The sequence below is a fragment of the Aquaspirillum serpens DSM 68 genome (assembly GCF_000420525.1).
GTDB classification, from domain to species: domain Bacteria; phylum Pseudomonadota; class Gammaproteobacteria; order Burkholderiales; family Aquaspirillaceae; genus Aquaspirillum; species Aquaspirillum serpens.
On sequence record NZ_ATVC01000033.1, the window covers coordinates 1 to 20,956 of the forward strand.

Below are 20,956 nucleotides of genomic sequence, written 5' to 3' on the forward strand. Positions count from 1 at the left end.
TGCCGGAACTGGCAACCTTGCGCCTCAGCGGTGATCTATTACAAGCATTTGATGTTGACATGATGCTCACTGAATCGTTGATGTTCCAAACCGGCTATCTAACGATCGCCACACGGGACTATCAATTCGGCGAATATCTGTACCAACTGCGCTATCCAAACCGCGAGGTCTATCAAAGCTTTCACAATAGCGTGTTGTATGTCCTTCAGCCGGATGCCGGCCAAAGTAGCCGCACCAAACATCAACTGGGGCAGCTATTACTGAAAAATGACTTTGCTGGCATGGAAGCCCTATTCCATAGCCTATTTTCCAGCATTCCCTACGACTGGCAACGCAACAACGCCATTGCCCAATACGAAGGCTACTACGCCAGCGTGTTCTACAGTTATTTCGCGGCCCTTGGCTTAGACATCAGACTGGAAGATATCACCAACAAAGGCCGTATTGATATGGCGGTGCTGTTTAATCAGCAAGTGTATTTATTTGAATTCAAAGTCGTTGAAGCTACCCCACAAGGCAAAGCCCTGCAACAGCTGCAAGACCGAGGCTATGCCGAGAAATACCGCAGCCGAGGTGAGCCGATTCATTTGATTGGGATTGAGTTTAGCCGCGAACAGCGGAATGTGGTGGGATTTGAGTGGATGACTCTTTAACCACTAATTTAACCACTAAAGCCCCATTGAAGGGGCTTTAGTGGGGATGGACAACGGTGTGATATTTGATCAAATGCTACTCGATGTTCTGCACCTGCTCTCTCATCTGTTCAATCAACACTTTGAGTTCCACGGCGGTCTGAGTGGTTTCTGTTGAGACAGATTTTGAGCCGAGGGTGTTGGCTTCACGATTGAGTTCTTGCATTAAGAAATCTAACCGCTTGCCAACCAAACCACCTTTATTCAATGCTCGGCGTACTTCGGTCAAATGCGTATGCAAGCGTTCGAGTTCTTCATCAATATCGATCTTCTGTGCAAACAAGGCAAACTCTTGCTTTAAGCGATCATCTTCCACTTGCCCGTCTAACGCTTCTTTTAATCGCGTGCTCAGTCGTTGTTGCCATCCTTGCAAAATTGCCGGCAATTTCGGCTTAATCTCTTCAAGCAAACGATGGATGCTATCAAGGCGATCAAGCAACACCTGTTTGAGTTTCTCGCCTTCTCGGCCGCGTGAAGCAGTAAATTCTTGCAAGGCTTGCTGTAAAGCATCAAGACAGTGCTGGCTCAGTGAATCGTTGTCTTGTCCCTGACTTTCTAACACGCCGGGCCAACGTAACAGCTCACCAACAGAAAACCCGCGTGCCTGTGGACTATGGCTTTGCACAATTTTTGCAGCCTCAACGAGTTGAGATAACAAGGCCTGGTTAATTTTTAAATCACCTTGTTGAGCTGGATTGGTTTGTAAACTGATGCGACATTCCACCTTACCGCGACTGACATGATTGGTGATTAATTCGCGCAGTTTAGGTTCTAAGCTGCGAAACTCCTCCGGCATCCGGAATTGCACGTCAAGATAACGGTGGTTCACGGCTCGGATGTCGAGAGCGAACGTGCCCTGTGGTAAATCACGGCTGACTGAGGCGAAGCCGGTCATGCTAAGTATCATATTGATGTCCCAAAAATTCAGAGATCGGAGCGCTTTGCCTCCGGCCGCCTGCACTATACATTAGAATGAGATTTTCTCTTCAATCAGAAAGACACTCTTTATGCGTACCGCACAGCGGCAAGCCAATCAACTCCGGCCAATCTCTTTCACCCGTCACTACACCTGCCACGCAGAGGGCTCGGTATTGGTGTGCTTTGGTCAAACCAAGGTGTTATGTACCGCCACCGTGGAAGAAAATGTACCTAGCTTCTTAAAAGGGAAGGGGCAAGGCTGGGTGACGGCCGAATATGGCATGTTGCCGCGTTCAACCCATAGCCGCATGCGGCGTGAAAGCAGTGCCGGCAAACAATCGGGGCGGACACAAGAAATTCAGCGCCTCATTGGTCGCAGCTTACGCGCCGTGGTGGATTTATCCGCTTTAGGCGAACGACAAATTGTGATTGATTGTGATGTGATTCAGGCCGACGGTGGTACGCGCACGGCCAGTATTTCTGGTGCGTATGTCGCGCTACACGATGCCATCAGCGGCTTACTGGCTAAAGGGCTGTTAAAACAAAGTCCTTTGCGCGAGGCGGTAGCAGCGATATCGGTGGGGATTGTCGATGGGGTGGCGCTGTTGGATTTGGATTATCCCGAGGACTCAAACTGCGAAACCGATATGAATGTGGTGATGACCGCCTCAGGGGGGATCGTCGAGGTACAAGGCACTGCCGAGGGACTGCCGTTTTCACGGCAACAAATGAATGAATTATTAGATTTAGCCAGTGCCGGCATTGGTGAGATCATTCAACTGCAACAACAGGCACTGGCTAGCTAAAGACTAGCTGGCTTGCTCACCTAAATGGCGGATCGCGGCGGCATTGCTTGGAGAAAAGACTTTTTCTGCCGCGTGTTGCCACGATAACCAACAACTGGCGGTATGTTCTCGCTCGGCTAATCGCACGTTGAGAGGGGCGGGAACACAAAACCCAAATACGCGCTCTGTGTTGTGGGTCACACCGGGGGCGTAGCGCGCCCGCCAACGGGGATAAATCTCATATTGGTTTTCTATTTCCCAATCGACCAACTCCCCCTGAGTGAGGTCCAACCCTGTTTCCTCTGCCAACTCACGAATCGCTGTGGTGCGCCAATCTTCGTTGTCTTCACGGCTACCCGTCACCGATTGCCAACCGTTGGCAAAATCAGCGCGTTCAATCAATAACACCTGCTTGTCTGGGGTATGTACCACCACCAGCACAGAATAAGGTTGTTTATAGGGCATACAATATCAATCCGATTTAGCCGCATGAGGACGGTATTGGGCCAATAAACCAGCGAGTTCAACCGCCGATTTGACGCCCATTTTTTCCATCACCCGTGCGCGGTGTACCTCGACAGTCTTAATACTGATATCCAGACTGTCGGCAATTTGTTTGTTTAACTTTCCTGCTAACACCAGTTGCATCACTTCCTGTTCACGGTCGGTCAGTTGGTTGAGCGCACCGAGAATCCGCTGTTGTTGGCTTTGCTGTTGTCGGTTTTGTTGATCTTGGCTGATGGCCTGTTGTACCCGCGTTAATAACAACAGATCATCAAACGGTTTTTCCACAAAATCGAAAGCCCCCATTTTTAATGCCGATACCGCTAAGGGCACATCTGCGTGGCCGGTGAGAAAAATCGCCGGAGGACAATAGGGGCGCTGTAACAGTCGCTCAAACAGCATCAACCCACTCATCCCCGATAGCCGCATGTCCAAAATCAAGCAGGCAAATTGCGCGGCATCGTCTTGTAACAATGCCTCGGGTTGTACTGCCAGACCATTCGATTCGAGCAACCAAACCAGCGCTTCGCGCACCGCTTCGTCATCGTCAACAACAGCAAGTAAACGGCTCATGATGTGTGAGGTGGTTCGCTGAGCGTAGCCGGTGGAGATACCTGAGACACCATTCTGACCTCGCGCTGTGGGAAGGGAATTTGAATACCGTGTTGTTCAAAGCCACGCCAAATTGCCAAATTCAGCGCCGATTTTGGGCCAAGTAAGCCATTTTCAGGATCACCAATCCAGTAACCGACGGTGAGGTTGATGCTGCTATCTAAAAATCCGACCACAAAAGCCGTGGGCGCGGGGTCTTTTAAAATACGCGGAACAGATTCAGCGGCTTCAACTAAGATTTTCAAGGCCAGTTCCAAATCAGTGCCATAAGCCACGCCAACCGATGCACTTTGCCAGATAGCCTTGTCAGAATAAGACTGGTTTACCACGGTGTTGGCGATAAAATTTTCGTTTGGAATCAGTGCCTCAGTGCCATCCGAGGAACGAATCACCACATAACGGGCGGTGATTTGTGTGATATTGCCGGTCCGATCACCAATCGTAACCCGATCACCTACTTGCACTGACCGATCAAGCAAAATAATAAAACCCGAGACATAGTTACTGGCAATTTTTTGCAGACCAAAACCCAAACCAACACCTAATGCACCACCAAAAACCGATAAGACGGTTAAATCAATCCCCACAATCGGCAGGGCAATTAACACCGCACCGACCATTAACAGCGTACGTGCCAGTTTTGAAATGACAATCCGCAAACTCATATCAAGGTGGCTGAGCATCATCACACGGCGATCTAAGGTGCGGCTAACCCACATTGCCCCAAACATAATCACCGCCACCCAGAAAATCCCCGACAGGATCATCAGTAAATTCAGCTTGGTTTTACCGACTGCGAATGAAATCGATTCCATCCAAATAATCAGCAGTTCGTTAAAACCTAATAAATGACTGAGATAGAACAGCCACAGAATTGACGATAGAAAGTGCTCGGTGCTGCGTTCGAGTTTGCCGGTGGGTAAAACATTGCGCACTAACGCCGCAACAATCCGAATCACGGCAAGCCAAAATAGCGTAATCGATGCAACGATTAATAAGCTGTGTGGCTGGTCAATGCCATAACGTGCGATCAAAAAAGCGATACCAGTCAGTGCCGCCGCCGACAACGGCAACACCATGCGAAACAAGACATAGGGTAATAATTGGTCGTAGCGTTCGGGGTGGGTCGAGAAAAAGCGTTTGAACACTTTTCTGGCAATCCACACCCCACAGTAGATAGCAACAGCAATGGTTGCCAACTGCACTTGGCCAGCAGAGGTGATGACAATATCGGCGAAACGGTCAAACTCTGGTACGCGGTCGAATAAATTTTCCATGAGGTCCCCTGTCGATACGAAAGAAAAGCCTAGACAGGGACTAATACCCCATCTTGTAGCTGCAGGCGGCGTTGGGCACGAGCAGCCAACTGTGGGTCGTGGGTCACGATAATTAAACTGGTACCCAAGTCGGCATTCAGTTCTAACATTTCAGCAAATACGGTTTCTGCATTGCCGCGATCCAAATTACCGGTGGGCTCATCAGCCAACACACAGGCCGGACGGGTGACCAGCGCACGGGCAATCGCCGCCCGTTGTCGTTCACCACCGGATAATTCACTCGGTTTGTGATGTAGGCGATGGCCGAGCCCGACTTTGCTTAATATTTCGCTGGCAGCTTGTTGTGCGGCAGAACGGCTTTGTCGCCGAATCAATAACGGCATTGCCACATTCTCTAGTGCCGAAAATTCTGGCAATAAATGATGAAACTGGTAGATAAAGCCAAGATATTGATTTCTCAAGCGACCCTTTGCCGCCTCGGATAAATTTGCCAGCGCCTGCCCCATGATATGAACACTGCCGCTGCTGCTGTGATCTAGCCCACCAAGAAGATGTAGCAGGGTGCTTTTACCAGAACCCGAAGCACCGATGATGGCGATACTGTCGCCTGCGGCAACCGATAAATCGACATTCGATAACACGGTAACTGCGCTTGGACCTTCCAGATAAGTTTTGCTGAGGCCTTTCGCCTCGATCACCCACGGTGTTGCTTTATTCATAACGCAACGCCTCCGCCGGTTGGGTTCGCGCTGCACGCCAGCTTGGATAGAGCGTAGCTAAAAAGGCCAATAACAAGGCAATACCGGCGATGGTCAGCACATCCGGCCATTGCACATCCGAGGGTAAGGTATCAATCAAATAGACTTCTGAAGATAAAATTTTTGTACCCACCCAGTGTTCAACTGTGCTGACAATGCTGCCAAGATTGAGTGCCAGTAACACACCGCCTCCCACGCCAGCTAACACCCCCATCACCCCCGAGGCCGCGCCTTGCAACATAAAAATCTGCATGATTGAGCGCGGCGAAGCGCCCAAGGTGCGCAAAATCGCAATATCCGCCCGTTTATCGGTTACCACCATGACTAAGGTGGACACCAAATTAAACGCCGCCACCGCCACAATCAGCGTCAAAATAATAAACATCATCCGTTTTTCGATTTGTACGGCACGGAAATAGTTGGCGTTTTGCTCGGTCCAATCCGTGACAAAAGCATGTTCATTGAGCATCCCAAGCAGCGCCTTTTTCACCTGCGGTGCCTCGAGTGAGTCGGTCAACTTTAATCTCACACCGCTGACATCTTGTCCTAAGCGGAATAAAAGCTGGGCATCTTGCAGATGAATCATCGCCAAGGACGCATCATATTCATACATATCAACTTTGAAGATGCCGCGTACGGTAAATTGCTTTAAGCGTGGCAACATGCCTGCTGGCGTGACTTGGCCTTGTGGGGTAATCAGCGTGACCTTATCGCCAACACCGACTCCCAAAGCACGGGCCAATTCCACCCCAATCACCACGCCAAATTCACCCCCGCGTAAATCGGTCAATTGGCCGCGCAGCATGTGTTGGCCGACATCGACGACTTGGTTTTCTAGCGCAGGTTCAATACCGCGAATCATAGCGCCGCGCACATTACCCGCCATCGACAATAGTCCTTGTGCATTGACGAAGGGTGCAGCACCGATCACCGGTGGCACTGTGCGAGCCGCTTCAGCCACTTGTGGCCAATAGGCAAGGGCACCGCTGCTACCTTGAATTTCAACATGCGATGCCACGCCTAGAATGCGCGAGCGGATTTCTTTTTGAAAACCATTCATCACCGACAGCACCACAATCAATGCTGCCACCCCTAAGGCAATCCCAATCACCGACACCAAGGAGATAAAAGAAATAAAACCATTGCTGCGCCGCGCACGTACATAGCGCAACGCAATGAAAGACTCAAAATTCATATATTGGTTTTATCGATCGTGATAAGGGTTTTCGAGTTGTTGCATCAGTTCTGCCATAAAGTGGCGTACTTGGACAGGATCACAACCCATCAAGATCGCATCTTCAAAGGCATCTTGTGCCACTTGTTGCAGTTCTAATAAATTTTCCTGCATCACTTTTATTTTCTCGACACAGGCCACCGGCTGACCTTGTGGGTCGAGCCAGACAGGGAAAGAAGGGGCAGTCATCGTTTTGTGGCTTTTTTCTCAGTGGTTGGACTGGTTTTTTTGCTGGCAGCGGCCTTAGCACGTTCTTTACGCGCATCGGTTTTTTCTTTTACTTTGCTTGTGCTGCTGGCTTTTTTATTGTTGTTTTTGTCCTGTCCTTTGCTGTTTTGTGCCTCACGGGCATTTTGTTTGCGTTGGTTTTTGCGGTCGGTAACGCTTTCTTTACCTTTGTTTTTCTTTTCCTTCGCTGCGCGTGCCGCTTCAGCGGCTTTTTCTTTGGCTGTCAGCTTTTTCGGTTTCCCTTTGGCATCGAGTTCGATTTTCTTACGACTATTCTCCACCGGACGATACAACTCACGGCGTGCGGTTTCTCGTTCTTTTTTGCGTTCGGATAACAATGCTGCAGCGCCGATGCCGGTGGCACCAATCGCAGCGGCCGCTAACACGGGTGCACTGCTGCTGGCGCTGGCTGTGTTAGCGCTTTCCTCGGCAAATTGTGCAATGGCATCCCGTTCACGCGGTTTTTTCGCCACCACTTCATCACGCACATCACCAGCGAAGGCATTACCACGGTTGATGCGGCGTGCACCATTAAAACGCCCTGCCCAATACGAGGCATTCATGCTGGCAATTTCAATGTTTTTACCGGTGCGTGGGGCATGCACAAAGCGGCCATTACCGATATACAAGCCGTTATGGGAATTGGCAAAACCACGGGTGTTGAAAAATACAATATCCCCCGGCTTCAGCTCGCTACGGTCAACGCTGCGGCCAATTTGTGCTTGCTCGGCAGCGGTGCGCGGCAAGTTGACGCCAATTGAGCGTTGGAAAATATAACGAATGAAACCACTGCAATCGAAACCATTAGTGGGGGTGGTGCCGCCAAAACGATAGGCAATTCCCATCAAGCTCATGGCTTGTAGGATTAAATCCCCTACCACCGCTTCTTCTGCTGAGGCACGCGGTTCGCCACTGCTGGCGCGGGGCGCGGGGTCGTCATGGCCATCGTTGGGCGCTGCATGCGCCAACTGTACGACACCGGCAAAGAGGAAGGCTAGTAAGCCGATAGCTAATCTCATAGACTGGACTGTAATTGAACGGCGTCATTTATGTAAAGAGAAGCTAATATTCTCATGTCCTTAGCTGACGCTCATCATGTTGCTGGTTAACCTAAGGCAGATTCTGCCGCGCTGTGATGCGATGTCAATGTTAAAAGAAACCTTTATTGCCATGCGCGATCTGCCCAGATTGCGCGAAATCAGTGCCATTTTAATCCGACATGGCCTCGGAGAGTTCGCCCAACGCTTAAATTTACCGAAAGCGATGGAAAAAGCCGGTGAATGGCTGCACATGCCATTGCCGAATGCCGCTGATTATTTAGATACGCCTGTGCGTTTGCGCCGTGCCTTGGAAGACCTTGGCCCCACTTTTATTAAGCTTGGCCAAATTCTTGCCACGCGAGCGGATGTGTTTGCTGCCGATTGGATTACCGAGTTTGAGCGTTTGCAAAGCAATGCCCCTGCCCTACCCGAACAAGCGGTACAACAACTGTTACAGGCCACATTAGGTTGTGATCCTGAAAGTGTGTTTAGTTTTTTTGATCCACAAGCGATTGGCTCGGCCTCGATTGCACAAGTGCATTATGCTCGGCTACATGATGGCACCGAAGTCGCAATTAAACTACGGCGCCCGAATATCGTTGAAAAAATTGAAGCAGATCTCCGCATTTTGGGTTACTTGGCCGCATTGATTGAACAAGAGTTCCCCGAAGCCCGACGTTATCAGCCATGTTTGATTGTGAAACAGTTTGCGCGTGCTTTGCGGCGTGAACTGAATTTGGCGGTTGAGGCGCGCAATATGGAGCGGTTTGCCAAAAATTTTGCTAACGAGCCCCACATCGTGGTGCCGCAGGTATTTTGGCAACACACACAGCAAAATCTCAATGTACAAACTTTCATTCATGGCATTCCCGCTAATCGCCTTGACAGTGTGGATTTAGCCGGTTTGGACCGAAAGTTATTAGCAAAACGTGCGGCTGATGCCATCCTCAAAATGATTTTGGTTGATGGGTATTTTCATGCTGACCCACATCCCGGCAATGTGTTTTTTCTGCCGGATAATCGGGTGGTGTTTGTCGATTTTGGAATGGTGGGTCGACTTTCTCCGCCTCGCCGCGAAGAGTTGGCCGATTTGTTGGCTGCCTTTGCCCAGCGCAGTGAGCGTGCGGTGTTCGACGTGTTGATTAATTGGACACAAGACAGTGAGGTAGATGAGGTCCGTCTCAATGAAGACATTGCCGAGTTTTTATTTCAGTACGATCAAATTCAGCTCAAAGACCTCAATCTCTCGCAACTGATTCACGACATTATGGCGTTGATGCGTGACCATGCGATTGTACTACCAGCCGATTTGGCCATGTTATTCAAAGCGTTGATTACCCTAGAAGGATTGGTCAGACAATTAGATCCTTCATTTCAAATGGTCAACCACCTTACGCCCTTTGTTCGCAAAGTGGTGGCCGAACGTTATCAGCCAAAAGAATTATGGCGAAAAGGTAAAGCAGGTTTGGCCGAACTGGCCAGTGTATTGGGTGATGTACCGCATGATATGTTGCAGTTGGCCAAGGAAATTCGACGCGGTAAGTTTCGCATTGATTTAGACCTAAAACGGCTCGATCACTTTGGCCAACAGTTAGATAAAAGCGCGAATCGTCTGACCATGGGGATTGTCACAGGGTGTTTAATTATTGGCTCGTCGATTGTGATGACAGTGGATGCCGGCCCCATGCTGTTTGGTTTGCCGTTGTTTGGTTTTCTTGGTTTTTTAGTGGCATTTGCCAACAGTTTATGGTTGATGTGGTCGATTTGGCGTTCAAGTAAACATTTTTAATCTTTTGTTTTGAAATGGTTTTTTTGCGGTAAGAGTAAAAAAATTGCTTAGAGAAGAAAAAAATAGCCTCATCTAAGTTAAGTTTTTTCTAATCTTACGCTGTTTTAATGGCTGTCATGTCTTAGTAAAAACAGATAGGTGAACTGCGATGGAACATAATATTTCTTTGATTACAACGATTGCCTCCGGTTTTGCCATTGCCTTGATCTTGGGGGTCATTGCTGAACGACTGCGCTTGCCGGCTTTGGTTGGCTATTTACTGGCCGGCATTATGATTGGCCCCGGTACGCCCGGTTTTGTTGCAGATGTGCATATTGCCAGCCAACTGTCTGAAATCGGCGTGATGTTGTTGATGTTTGGTGTGGGCCTACATTTTTCGATGCGCGATTTATTGGCGGTGAAGCGAATCGCTGTACCGGGGGCGGTGGTGCAAATGTCGATTGCGACTATCCTCGGCATCATGGTGGCGTCGTGGTGGGGCTGGCCGTGGGGACAGGCGCTGGTCTTTGGCTTGTCATTATCGTGTGCCAGTACCGTGGTGTTGCTCAAAGCCCTTGAAGTACGCGGCATTTTAGACACCATGAATGGTCGTATTGCCGTGGGCTGGTTGGTGGTTGAAGACTTAGCGACTGTGTTGATTTTGGTCTTGCTGCCGCCATTGGCCGGCATTTTAGGCAGTCAAACGGCTAATACTGGCGCGAGCGACACGGCGATTTGGATCACTATCGGCCAGACTTTGTTACAGGTATTTGCGTTTATTGCCTTGATGTTGGTGGTGGGACGGCGGGTGATGCCGTGGTTGTTGTGGCAAGTGGCGCGGACGGGTTCGCGTGAATTGTTCACTTTGGCAGTGATTGCTGCGGCGATCAGTATTGCCTACGGTGCTGCGATGTTGTTCAGCGTGTCGTTTGCACTGGGTGCCTTTTTTGCCGGCATGATGATGCGCGAATCTGAGTTTAGCCATCGGGCAGCAGAAGAGTCGCTGCCACTGCGTGATGCGTTCTCAGTGTTGTTCTTTGTCTCGGTGGGGATGTTATTCGACCCGAAAATTATCATGGAACAACCGGTGCAGGTGTTGGCGACGGTGTTGATTATTATGTTTGGCAAAACCTTAGCCGCTGTCGGTTTGGTCTTGCTGTTCCGTTATCCCTTTAACACGGCGTTAACCGTGGCGGCTAGCTTGGCTCAAATTGGCGAATTTTCGTTTATTTTGGCTGGTTTGGGATTGGCGCTGGGTTTGTTACCGCAAGAAGGCATGAGCTTGGTATTGGCGGGGGCGTTGATTTCGATTGCCTTAAACCCTCTGCTGTTTACCTTGGTGCAACCGCTGAAAAAATGGCTGTTGGCCCGTTCGGCATGGGCGCGGCAATTGGAACAGCGGCAAGACCCGTATGCAGAGCTGCCAATGAGCACCGAGCGTCATTTTTTATCGGGACAGGTGGTGTTAGTCGGCTATGGCCGAGTCGGTAGCCGGATTGCCTCTGCCTTAAAAGAACGGGATTGCCTCTGCCTTAAAAGAACGCGGTATTCCCTTTGTTGTCGCGGAACGGTATTCCCTTTGTTGTCGCGGAACAAAATCGCGAAGTGGTTGAAGCCTTGCGGCAACAAGGCATGGCTGCCGTCTCAGGTGATGTGACAGATCCGGCGGTGTTGATTCAAGCCCATATTGCCAATGCAGCGATGTTGGTCGCTGCTTGCCCCGATCCGTTGGTGATTCGGCAAATGATAGAAACCGCGAAAATGCTGAACCCCAATATCGAGGTGGTGTTGCGTAGCCATAGTGAGGAGGAGTCGCTGTTATTTGAAAAAGAAGGTGGGACAGTGTTTTTTGCCGAGGAACAAAATTGGCCAATGGCATGGCGCAGCATGTCTTGGCACGATTTTCTCCTAATACCGACCATGCCCACGGATAAAGTCGAGAAAATGCGGCTAAAACAACTAAAATATCGTTTTTGTTTCGGGTGAAAAATATGTCGTTTCCTGTGATTACCATTGATGGCCCGTCCGCTTCCGGTAAGGGTACGGTGGCCAGCCGCGTTGCGGCCGCATTGGGGTTTCATTATTTAGACTCAGGGGCTTTGTACCGCGTGCTGGCGTTATATGCACAACAGAAACAAGTGGCATGGGATAACGAAGCTCGCCTTGCCTTATTGGCCGTGCGTTTGCCGCTGTCGTTTGAACAGGGACGTGCTTGTGTAGATGGCCAAGATTGTGACGATTTCATTCGTGGAGAGGAAATCGGGGCTGGCGCTTCGCAAATTGCTGCTTTGCCAGCTGTTCGCTCGGCATTATTACAACGTCAACGCGATTTTCGCCAAGCGCCCGGACTGGTAACCGATGGCCGCGATATGGGCTCAGTGGTGTTTCCCGATGCCACTTTAAAGATTTTTCTGACCGCTTCCGCACAAGAACGTGCGCAAAGGCGGTATAAGCAGTTGATAGAAAAGGGCCAATCTGCTAACCTCGCACGCCTTCAACAAGACATTGAAGCGCGTGATGCGCGTGATGCTTCTCGCCCGGTTGCTCCGTTGCGACAAGAGCACGATGCGCGTTTGCTTGATACCACTGAACTGGACATCGCCACTGCTGTGGCACAGGTTTTAGCTTGGTATCGCGCTCTGCCTTGAGTGAAGTGGTTGTTTGCTGTGGCAATGTGAAGATTGCCATAGTGTTTTTTAACTAACCCCGGTGGGGTTTTTCTCCACCCATTGAGTATTTTTTACATGACTACCACCCCCGTAATGGAAAGCTTTGCCGCCCTGTTTGAGGAAAGCCTGACCCGTCAGGACATGAAAGCTGGTGAGGTGATCACTGCTGAAGTGGTCGCAATCGACCAAAACTTTGTCACTGTGAATGCCGGTTTGAAATCCGAATCTTTGGTACCGGTTGATGAATTCAAAAATGACAAAGGCGAAGTTGAAGTTGAAATCGGCGACTTCGTGACTGTTGCTATCGATAGCCTCGAGAATGGCTATGGCGAAACCAAACTGTCCCGCGACAAAGCAAAACGCATGGCAGCTTGGATTGAGCTGGAAGAAGCGCTCGAAGCCGGTACCATCCTGTCTGGTCTGATCAGCGGTAAAGTGAAGGGTGGTTTGACCGTGATGGTCAACGGTATCCGTGCTTTCTTGCCTGGTTCGTTGGTGGATACCCGTCCAGTGAAGGACACCACACCTTACGAAGGCAAGCAAGTTGAATTCAAAGTGATCAAACTTGATCGCAAACGCAACAACGTTGTGGTGAGCCGCCGCGCTGTGCTGGAAGAAACCTTGGGTGAAGAACGCAAAGCGTTGCTGGAAAACCTCAAGGAAGGCGCGATTGTTAAAGGCGTGGTTAAAAACATCACCGACTACGGCGCGTTCGTTGATCTGGGTGGTATCGATGGTCTGTTGCACATCACCGACTTGGCATGGCGCCGTGTTAAACATCCAACAGAAGTGTTGGCTGTGGGTGATGAAGTCGAAGCCAAAGTGCTCAAATTCGACCAAGACAAAAACCGCGTTTCCTTGGGTCTCAAACAGTTGGGCGAAGATCCATGGGTGGGTCTGTCCCGTCGCTATCCTTCCGGCACCCGTCTGTTTGGCCGCGTGACCAACTTGACCGACTACGGCTCATTCGTCGAAATCGAACAAGGTATCGAAGGCTTGGTGCACGTCTCCGAAATGGACTGGACCAACAAGAACGTTCACCCATCCAAAGTGGTTGCTTTGGGTGATGAAGTTGAAGTCATGATCTTGGAAATCGACGAAGATCGTCGTCGTATCTCCTTGGGTATGAAACAGTGCATGCCAAACCCATGGGATGATTTTGCCGCTAACTACAAAAAAGGCGACAAGATTGCCGGTACCATCAAGTCGATCACCGACTTTGGTGTGTTTATCGGTTTGCCTGGTGGCATCGACGGTCTGGTGCATTTGTCTGATCTGTCTTGGAACGAAGCTGGCGAAGAAGCCGTGCGTAAGTTCAAGAAAGGTGACGAAGTTGAAGCTGTTGTGTTGGCCATCGACGTTGAGCGCGAGCGCATCTCCATGGGCATCAAACAGTTGGATGGTGATCCTTTCAACAACTTCATCGCGATGCACGACAAAAACGCGATTGTTAAAGGTGTAGTGAAATCTGCTGATGCCAAAGGTGCGACGATTGCGTTGGATGGCGACGTTGAAGGTTACTTGCCGGCCTCCGAAGTGTCGCGTGACCGCGTTGAAGACATTCGTTCCCACGTCAAAGACGGTGACGAATTAGAGCTGATGATCATCAACATCGATCGTAAGAACCGTTCGATCAAGCTGTCGATCAAAGCTAAAGATGCCGCTGAAGAAGCTGGTGCAATGAAATCCTTGCAGGCAGATACAGCAGGTAACGCAGGTACCACCAATTTGGGTGCTCTGCTGAAAGCTAAACTGTCTGGCGGTAACGAGTAAGCGGAATCGTGATGACCAAGTCCGAGCTGATTGCCAAGCTCGCAGAACGTTATCCGCAACTGGTCGCTAAAGATGCTGAGATGGCCGTCAAGGCCATCTTAGATGCGATGGCAACCAGCCTTGCTCGTGGGCAAAGAATAGAGATTCGTGGATTCGGTAGTTTTGATCTTAACTACCGTCCGCCACGTTTAGGTCGCAACCCCAAATCTGGTGCCAGTGTGTCTGTACCCGAAAAGTATGTGCCACACTTCAAAGCAGGTAAGGAATTGCGTGAACGTGTCGATGCCCACGCACAAACGAATGCTTGAGCTTTGGCTCTCATCTGAGGAAAACGCCGTGAAGTGATTCACGGCGTTTTTCATTGTTAGGTCCGTTGGTTTACACTATCGGGCCTAACCCATTTATAGAGGCTGCCATGCGTTATGTGATTTGGGCGCTCAAGCTATTGGTTTTTATCTTGTTACTGGCATTGGCGATGCAAAATACGCTGCCAGTCACCTTACATCTTTTCCTCGGTTATGTCTGGGAAGCCCCTCTGATTGTCTTGCTGTTGGCCTTTTTCTCGACCGGTGCGGCATTGGGTTTGATGGCCGGCTTTGTCTATTACCTGCGCCTGCGGCGTGAGCTAACGGTATTGAAGAAAGAGTTGCGACAGCGCAGTGCTCCGATGTCGTCGGTGGTGGACGATCCTAGTGATGCGATTGCGAATTGACACTATTTTCCGTTTTTTAAATAAGAGAGCAGCCGGTGCAGGATTTTGAACTGTGGTGGTTATTAGTCTTTCCGGCGTTTTTTGGGTTGGGCTGGTTAGCGGCGCGGATTGATATGCGTGCGGTGTTGGCACAAGCCAAAGCCGTCCCTTCTGCCTATTTCCGTGGGTTACATGCTTTATTAGATGACAATACCGAAGTGGCGGTGCGTGAGCTAAGCGAGGTGGCACGGGCTAACCCCAAAGCCTTTGAATTGGAACTGGCTGTCGGTCGCCTGCATCGCCGCCGTGGTGAAAACGACCTTGCTATTCGTCTCCATCAACGGATGTTGGAAGATCAAGAGTTGCCTGCCAATCAAAAAGACCGCGTGCGACTGGAGTTGGCGGAGGATTTTTTGCGTGCGGGTTTGGTGGATCGAGCTGAGGAATTGTTATTAAGCCTAGAACCGACACCTTTTGCGCAAGAAGCACGGCAACATCTGTTGGCAATCTACCAACAAGAGCGTAATTGGACACGGGCGATTGATATGGCGCGGGCCTTACGCAGTGAGGCCATGAGCTATCAGCATGAACTGTCGCAATTCTATTGCGAGCTGGCGCAGGCTGCGTTGTTCAAGTCGCAGTTAGACGAAGCACGCAATTATCTGGCCGAGGCATTAACCGCCAATCGCCGTTCTGCGCGCGCCAGTTTAATCGCCGGTGATATTGAATTGGCCGCCGGTCAAACCGAAGCGGCAATTGAGGCATGGTTACGGGTAGAAAAACAAAACCCTGAATACCTGACCTTGGTCGCCGAGCGTTTATTAGATGCCTATGAACGACTGGAAAAACCTGCCGAGGGCTTGGCCTTGTTGCGCGGGTTTTTACAAACCTTCCCCGAACTCGATTTAATTGATTTGTTATATCCACGTATTGCCCAGCGTGAGGGGGATGCGGCAGCGCTCGACTTTTTGCGCGAGGCTGTTCATCGTCGCCCAACCCTAGCTGGGATGGCGAAATTGATCGATGCGCGTTTTGCCTCGCTGACGCCGGATAGTCGGCAGGATGCCGAATTAGCGCGTGATCTTGTCCTGACGCAGGTGAAGCGCTTGAGTGTCCATCGTTGTAAACGCTGTCAATTTCGCTCGAAAACCTTTTTTTGGCATTGTCCTGCTTGTAATGAGTGGGAAACTTTTACTCCCAATCGCACCGAGTCGTAATGTGCGTGGGTTTCTCCTGATTGATTTGAGTGTATGTGAATGAATCCCCTTGCTCCTGCTGCTGCCGCTGTGACGGCCTCCCCGGTGATTGTTGCCCTCGACTTTCCCGATGCACAAGAAACCCTTGCCTTCGTGTCACGTTTACCGCCGGCGAGTTGCCGCTTAAAAGTGGGTAAAGAACTTTTCACCGCGGCTGGGCCTGCATTAGTCGAGGCGCTAGTTGCCCGTGGTTTTGATGTCTTTCTTGATTTGAAATACCACGATATTCCAAACACCGTCGCCAGCGCGTGCCGTGTGGCGGCATCGTTAGGGGTATGGATGGTGGATTTACATGCCAGTGGTGGTCGGCAGATGATGGAAACTGCGCTTGAAGCCCTCGCCAATATCAGTCAACCGCCGTTGTTAATCGCGGTGACTGTATTGACCAGCATGACACCAACTGATTTGACTGAGTTGGGCTTGCCAGATGCGGCAACACAAGTGATGCGGTTGGCTACCTTGGCACAAAGCAGTGGTATGGATGGTGTCGTATGTTCGGCGCAAGAAGCCGGTTTATTACGTCAGACGCTTGGGCCTGCGTTTACCTTGGTGACCCCGGGGATTCGGCCACAAGGCAGTGCCAGCAACGATCAGCATCGTATTATGACCCCTGCTGCGGCGATGGCGGCTGGTTCAAGCTATCTGGTCATTGGTCGCCCCATTACCCAAGCGGCAGATCCGGTGCAAGCGTTACAAGCGATTCATCAAGAGCTTGGGCTATCGGCATGAAAATCACGGTTGTTGGTACCGGCTATGTCGGCTTGGTAACCGGTGCATGTTTGGCCGAAGTGGGTAACCATGTGCTGTGTTTGGATGTTGATCCGGCAAAAATCGCCTTATTGCAAGGCGGCGGTATCCCGATTTACGAGCCCGGTCTTGAGGCGATGGTGAAACGCAATGCGGCAGCCGGCCGGCTATCGTTTACCACGGATATTCCTGCTGCTGTGGCACATGGTGATATTCAATTTATTGCGGTTGGTACACCTCCCGATGAAGATGGTTCGGCTGATTTGCAATATGTTCTTGCTGCTGCGCGTGCGATTGGCCGTTATATGCCAGCAGAACGAATTGTGGTGGATAAATCGACTGTCCCTGTTGGCACTGCGGATAAGGTCAAAGCGGCGATTGCAGAAGAATTGGCATTGCGTGAGTGTGCGTTACCGTTTGCCGTGGTATCGAATCCCGAGTTTTTGAAAGAAGGGGCCGCAATCGAAGATTTTATGAAGCCAGACCGCATTGTGGTTGGGGTGGAAGATGCGCGAGCAGCAGAAAAAATGCGCCGTTTATATGCCCCTTTCCAACGCAATCATGATCGTTTATTGGTGATGGATATTCGTTCGGCTGAGCTGACGAAATATGCAGCCAATGCGATGTTAGCCACGCGCATTTCGTTTATGAATGAGTTAGCCTTGTTGGCGGAAACACTCGGGGCGGACATCGAACAGGTGCGGCAAGGGATTGGCTCGGATCCTCGAATCGGTTACCACTTTTTGTATGCCGGCTGTGGCTATGGTGGATCCTGTTTTCCGAAAGATGTGCAGGCCTTATTGCGCACAGCAGCAGAAAATCAGATGCCTTTACGGGTGTTGCAGGCTGTTGAAGCGGCGAATGAAGCACAAAAACAGGTGTTATTGCAGAAAATCACCGCGCACTATGGCGCAGATTTACGCGCTAAACACTTTGCTGTGTGGGGCTTGGCCTTTAAGCCGAATACCGATGATATGCGCGAAGCACCAAGCTTAACCTTAATCGCTGGGTTATTAGCCGCTGGCGCACAGGTCACGGTATATGACCCTGTTGCGATGGACGAAGCGCGTAAACGGTTGCCTGTTTCTCCTCAACTGCACTGGGCCTCGGGGATGGAAGCTGCCCTACAGGCGGCGGATGCATTGGTGATTGTGACGGAGTGGAAAGAATTTCGTAGTCCCGACTTTGGCTTATTGGCACGTCAATTAACAGATAAAACGATTTTTGATGGCCGCAATCTTTATCCTGCTGCTGCGATGGTAGAAGCAGGTTTGACGTATTTTCCGATTGGCCGTGCCGCAGTGCGGCATCCAGCCATCGGACAGTGAGGAGTCGGTATGCGGGTGCAAATGCCTGAGCTGGCGCGCTTGCAAGCAGCGCGTGTGTTAGTGGTGGGTGATGTGATGTTGGACCGCTATTGGTTTGGCGAAGTAAGCCGAATTTCACCAGAGGCTCCAGTGCCGGTGGCGCGTATTCAACGCGGTGAAGAACGGGCCGGCGGTGCGGCAAACGTGGCGCGCAATATTGTTTGCCTAGGTGGACAAGCGACTTTGTTATCGGTAGTGGGAGATGATGAAGCCGCGTTTACGTTAGAAAAACTGCTGCGCGACGATGGGGTGCAGGTGTCGTTTCGGCGCGATCCAGATTTAGACACCACCGTGAAATTGCGCGTGGTGGCGCGGCAACAACAGCTCATTCGGCTCGATTTTGAAGCCGAACCTAGCCACGAAGTGCTAGCCGATAAACTGGATGATTTTGCCCAGCAGTTACCACAGCATGATGTGGTGATTTTGTCCGACTACGGTAAGGGTGGTTTAACCCATGTTGCGAAAATGATTGCGATGGCGCAACAAGCGGGTAAGCCGGTGTTGATCGACCCGAAAGGCGACGATTGGCAAAAATATGCCGGCGCAACACTGCTCACACCGAATAAAAGCGAATTTAAACAGGTGGCTGGCGCATGGCAGGGTGAGGCACAACTGAGCGAACGTGCTCAACACCTGCGGCAACAATTGGCATTACAGGCGTTATTGATTACCCGCAGCGAAGAAGGCATGAGCTTGTTCCGTGAAGCAGGCGAGGCGGTGCATGTCCCGACCCAAGCGCGTGAGGTGTTCGACGTTTCGGGGGCAGGTGATACGGTGATTGCCAGTTTGGGTTTGATGTTGGCGGCAGGGGTAGCGTTACCCGAGGCGATGGGCTTGGCGAATGTGGCTGCTGGCATTGTGGTTGGAAAATTAGGGACGGCAACGGTCAGTGCCGCTGAACTACAACACGCGCTACACCAGCACCTATAAAGGAAAAATTATGTATATCGTTGTGACTGGAGCCGCTGGTTTTATTGGCTCAAATTTGGTTCGTGCACTGAATGAGCGCGGTGAAAATCGCATTATTGCCGTTGATGATCTGACCGATGGAATGAAGTTTCGCAATTTAGTGGATTGTGAAATTAGTCATTACATCGATAAAACCGATTTTATTGAGATGCTGTTAGATGGAACGTGGGATGGTGAAATCATGGCCATTCTGCACCAAGGCGCGTGTTCCGATACCATGGAGCACAATGGTAAGTATATGATGGAAAACAACTATCAATACTCCATTAGCTTGCTCGAATATTGTCAGCAAGACGCCATTCCTTTCTTATATGCCTCCAGTGCGGCGGTGTACGGCGGTGGGCAAGTGTTTGTTGAGTCGCGTGAGTTTGAATCGCCGTTAAATGTCTATGGCTATTCGAAATATCTGTTCGATCAGCATGTGCGCCGCCGGATTAGCCAAGGGCTATCGGCACAAGTCGCCGGTTTCCGCTATTTCAATGTCTATGGTCGCAACGAACAGCATAAAGGGCGGATGGCATCGGTTGCTTTCCACCATTTCAATCAATACCGTGACACTGGCAAGGTCAAACTATTCGGTGCCTATGAGGGTTACGCCGAAGGGATGCAGAGTCGGGATTTTGTCTCGGTAGAAGATGTGGTGAAGGTCAATCTGTTCTTCCTCGACAATCCAGAAAAATCCGGTATTTTTAATCTCGGCACCGGACGCGCCGAGCCGTTTAATGCGGTGGCGGTGGCGGCGGTCAATGCTTGCCGTGCGCAACAAGGTGAAGTTGCGTTGTCGTTGGCCGAAATGGTGGCGCAAGGGATTGTTGAATATATTGATTTCCCCGAGGCACTCAAAGGGAAATACCAAAGCTATACCTGCGCTGATATTTCTTTATTGCGTAAAGCGGGCTATCAAGAGCCATTCCTCACCGTAGCAGAGGGCGTAGAACGCTATGCCCAACAAACTTTGTGAGCGTAAATAATGGGCAATCGTGTTATTCCCGTCACCCCCTTCGACCAAAACTGTTCTTTGGTGTGGTGTGATGCCACCAAAAAAGCGGTGGTGATCGATCCGGGTGGTGATGTCGCTATTATTATGGCCGCCATTGCACAAACCGGTGTAACCGTGGAGAAAATTATTCTCACCCACGGTCATCTTGACCATGTCGGCGGTAGCGCGGCGTTAGCGGCAGAATTAAATATCCCCGTGTGGGGGCCACATCCTGCCGACCAATATTGGTTAGATGGCTTGCCGCGACAATCGCAGATGTTTGGTTTTCCCTTCACCCCTGCCTTACAACCTAACCAATGGTTACAAGAAGGTGAGGTGATTGCCTGTGGTGAACGTCAATTCGAAGTGATTCATTGCCCGGGACATACGCCCGGTCATGTGGTGTTGTTTGACCGTGAGGCGAAACAGGCATGGGTGGGAGATGTGTTGTTTGCCGGTTCGGTTGGACGCAGTGATTTTCCCGGTGGAGATCACGATACCTTGGTGGCCTCGATTCGCGACAAACTTTTCCCGTTGGGAGATGATGTTAGTTTCATCCCAGGGCATGGCCCAGACTCAACCTTTGGTGAAGAACGCCGCAGCAACCCCTTTGTTGCCGATCGTCGCTTTGGGTAAACTGTAGGAATCGCTAGCTTTTAAGCTGGGAACGATGTCAAAATTAAACGCTT

23 protein-coding genes are annotated in these 20,956 nt (G+C 50.5%); 15 read left to right on the forward strand and 8 right to left on the reverse strand.

Annotated elements, in window-relative coordinates; genetic code table 11:
• Positions 1-653 (forward strand): PD-(D/E)XK nuclease domain-containing protein (locus G465_RS0107700; protein ID WP_022653909.1); only part of this gene is annotated, 653 nt, incomplete at its 5' end.
• Between the two features lie 76 nt (positions 654-729).
• On the opposite strand, the gene G465_RS0107705 is transcribed toward G465_RS0107700, so the two are convergent.
• A complete protein-coding gene (locus G465_RS0107705; protein WP_245556767.1) occupies positions 730-1,587 on the reverse strand; it encodes a YicC/YloC family endoribonuclease in 858 nt (285 codons plus the stop codon).
• A 112-nt stretch (positions 1,588-1,699) separates the two neighbouring features.
• Between G465_RS0107705 and rph the strand changes: the two genes are divergently transcribed.
• Positions 1,700-2,416, forward strand: coding sequence for a ribonuclease PH (rph, locus tag G465_RS0107710; protein ID WP_022653911.1), 717 nt, complete (start codon positions 1,700-1,702; stop codon positions 2,414-2,416).
• A 3-nt stretch (positions 2,417-2,419) separates the two neighbouring features.
• Here rph and nudB read toward each other — a convergent pair whose 3' ends face one another.
• From nudB to G465_RS16510, 7 genes are read right to left on the reverse strand one after another with little or no spacing between them, the layout of a single operon-like run.
• The gene (gene nudB, locus G465_RS0107715) at positions 2,420-2,860 is read right to left on the reverse strand and encodes a dihydroneopterin triphosphate diphosphatase (protein WP_022653912.1); all 441 of its coding nucleotides are present in this window, start codon (positions 2,858-2,860) and stop codon (positions 2,420-2,422) included.
• A gap of 6 nt (positions 2,861-2,866) precedes the next feature.
• Entirely contained in the window at positions 2,867-3,472 is a 606-nt protein-coding gene (locus G465_RS0107720; protein WP_022653913.1) for a response regulator transcription factor, read from the reverse strand.
• On the reverse strand, positions 3,469-4,788 hold the full coding sequence (locus G465_RS13975; RefSeq protein WP_022653914.1) for a mechanosensitive ion channel family protein: 1,320 nt from the start codon (positions 4,786-4,788) through the stop codon (positions 3,469-3,471). The genes G465_RS0107720 and G465_RS13975 overlap by 4 nt, the downstream gene beginning before the upstream one ends.
• A 29-nt stretch (positions 4,789-4,817) precedes the next feature.
• Positions 4,818-5,507, reverse strand: coding sequence for a lipoprotein-releasing ABC transporter ATP-binding protein LolD (gene lolD / locus G465_RS0107730; RefSeq protein WP_022653915.1), 690 nt, complete (start codon positions 5,505-5,507; stop codon positions 4,818-4,820).
• Positions 5,500-6,741 carry a lipoprotein-releasing ABC transporter permease subunit gene (locus G465_RS0107735; RefSeq protein WP_022653916.1) on the reverse strand — a complete coding sequence of 414 codons (1,242 nt, stop codon included), beginning with the start codon at positions 6,739-6,741 and terminating at the stop codon, positions 5,500-5,502. The genes lolD and G465_RS0107735 overlap by 8 nt, the downstream gene beginning before the upstream one ends.
• A gap of 9 nt (positions 6,742-6,750) precedes the next feature.
• Positions 6,751-6,969 carry a hypothetical protein gene (locus tag G465_RS0107740; protein ID WP_022653917.1) on the reverse strand — a complete coding sequence of 73 codons (219 nt, stop codon included), beginning with the start codon at positions 6,967-6,969 and terminating at the stop codon, positions 6,751-6,753.
• Positions 6,966-8,027, reverse strand: coding sequence for a C40 family peptidase (locus G465_RS16510; protein ID WP_022653918.1), 1,062 nt, complete (start codon positions 8,025-8,027; stop codon positions 6,966-6,968). Before G465_RS16510 ends, G465_RS0107740 begins: the two co-directional genes overlap by 4 nt.
• A gap of 127 nt (positions 8,028-8,154) precedes the next feature.
• Here G465_RS16510 and G465_RS0107750 point away from each other — a divergent pair, with 127 nt between their 5' ends.
• The 13 genes from G465_RS0107750 to G465_RS0107805 all read left to right on the forward strand — a co-directional run bounded on the left by G465_RS0107750 (position 8,155) and on the right by G465_RS0107805 (position 20,903).
• The gene (locus G465_RS0107750) at positions 8,155-9,837 is read left to right on the forward strand and encodes an ABC1 kinase family protein (RefSeq protein WP_022653919.1); all 1,683 of its coding nucleotides are present in this window, start codon (positions 8,155-8,157) and stop codon (positions 9,835-9,837) included.
• Positions 9,838-9,985: 148 nt separating this feature from the next.
• The gene (locus G465_RS13985; RefSeq protein ID WP_245556768.1) at positions 9,986-11,473 is read left to right on the forward strand and encodes a cation:proton antiporter domain-containing protein; all 1,488 of its coding nucleotides are present in this window, start codon (positions 9,986-9,988) and stop codon (positions 11,471-11,473) included.
• Positions 11,422-11,802 (forward strand): NAD-binding protein, encoded by a 381-nt coding sequence (locus G465_RS16055; protein ID WP_245556769.1) that lies wholly within the window; start codon positions 11,422-11,424, stop codon positions 11,800-11,802. Before G465_RS13985 ends, G465_RS16055 begins: the two co-directional genes overlap by 52 nt.
• Positions 11,803-11,807: 5 nt before the next feature.
• On the forward strand, positions 11,808-12,464 hold the full coding sequence (gene cmk, locus G465_RS0107760) for a (d)CMP kinase (RefSeq protein ID WP_022653920.1): 657 nt from the start codon (positions 11,808-11,810) through the stop codon (positions 12,462-12,464).
• A gap of 114 nt (positions 12,465-12,578) precedes the next feature.
• The gene (gene rpsA / locus G465_RS0107765) at positions 12,579-14,258 is read left to right on the forward strand and encodes a 30S ribosomal protein S1 (RefSeq protein ID WP_022653921.1); all 1,680 of its coding nucleotides are present in this window, start codon (positions 12,579-12,581) and stop codon (positions 14,256-14,258) included.
• An 11-nt stretch (positions 14,259-14,269) separates the two neighbouring features.
• A complete protein-coding gene (locus G465_RS0107770; protein ID WP_022653922.1) occupies positions 14,270-14,566 on the forward strand; it encodes an integration host factor subunit beta in 297 nt (98 codons plus the stop codon).
• A gap of 107 nt (positions 14,567-14,673) precedes the next feature.
• Positions 14,674-14,970, forward strand: coding sequence for a LapA family protein (locus G465_RS0107775; RefSeq protein WP_022653923.1), 297 nt, complete (start codon positions 14,674-14,676; stop codon positions 14,968-14,970).
• A 35-nt stretch (positions 14,971-15,005) separates the two neighbouring features.
• Positions 15,006-16,166, forward strand: coding sequence for a lipopolysaccharide assembly protein LapB (lapB, locus tag G465_RS0107780; RefSeq protein WP_022653924.1), 1,161 nt, complete (start codon positions 15,006-15,008; stop codon positions 16,164-16,166).
• Between the two features lie 39 nt (positions 16,167-16,205).
• The gene (pyrF, locus tag G465_RS0107785) at positions 16,206-16,934 is read left to right on the forward strand and encodes an orotidine-5'-phosphate decarboxylase (RefSeq protein WP_022653925.1); all 729 of its coding nucleotides are present in this window, start codon (positions 16,206-16,208) and stop codon (positions 16,932-16,934) included.
• Positions 16,931-18,280 (forward strand): UDP-glucose dehydrogenase family protein, encoded by a 1,350-nt coding sequence (locus G465_RS0107790; protein WP_022653926.1) that lies wholly within the window; start codon positions 16,931-16,933, stop codon positions 18,278-18,280. Before pyrF ends, G465_RS0107790 begins: the two co-directional genes overlap by 4 nt.
• A gap of 9 nt (positions 18,281-18,289) precedes the next feature.
• A complete protein-coding gene (rfaE1, locus tag G465_RS13990) occupies positions 18,290-19,249 on the forward strand; it encodes a D-glycero-beta-D-manno-heptose-7-phosphate kinase (protein WP_022653927.1) in 960 nt (319 codons plus the stop codon).
• Between the two features lie 10 nt (positions 19,250-19,259).
• Positions 19,260-20,249, forward strand: coding sequence for an ADP-glyceromanno-heptose 6-epimerase (rfaD, locus tag G465_RS0107800; protein WP_022653929.1), 990 nt, complete (start codon positions 19,260-19,262; stop codon positions 20,247-20,249).
• Between the two features lie 9 nt (positions 20,250-20,258).
• Positions 20,259-20,903 carry an MBL fold metallo-hydrolase gene (locus G465_RS0107805; protein ID WP_022653930.1) on the forward strand — a complete coding sequence of 215 codons (645 nt, stop codon included), beginning with the start codon at positions 20,259-20,261 and terminating at the stop codon, positions 20,901-20,903.
• Positions 20,904-20,956: the final 53 nt, after the last annotated feature.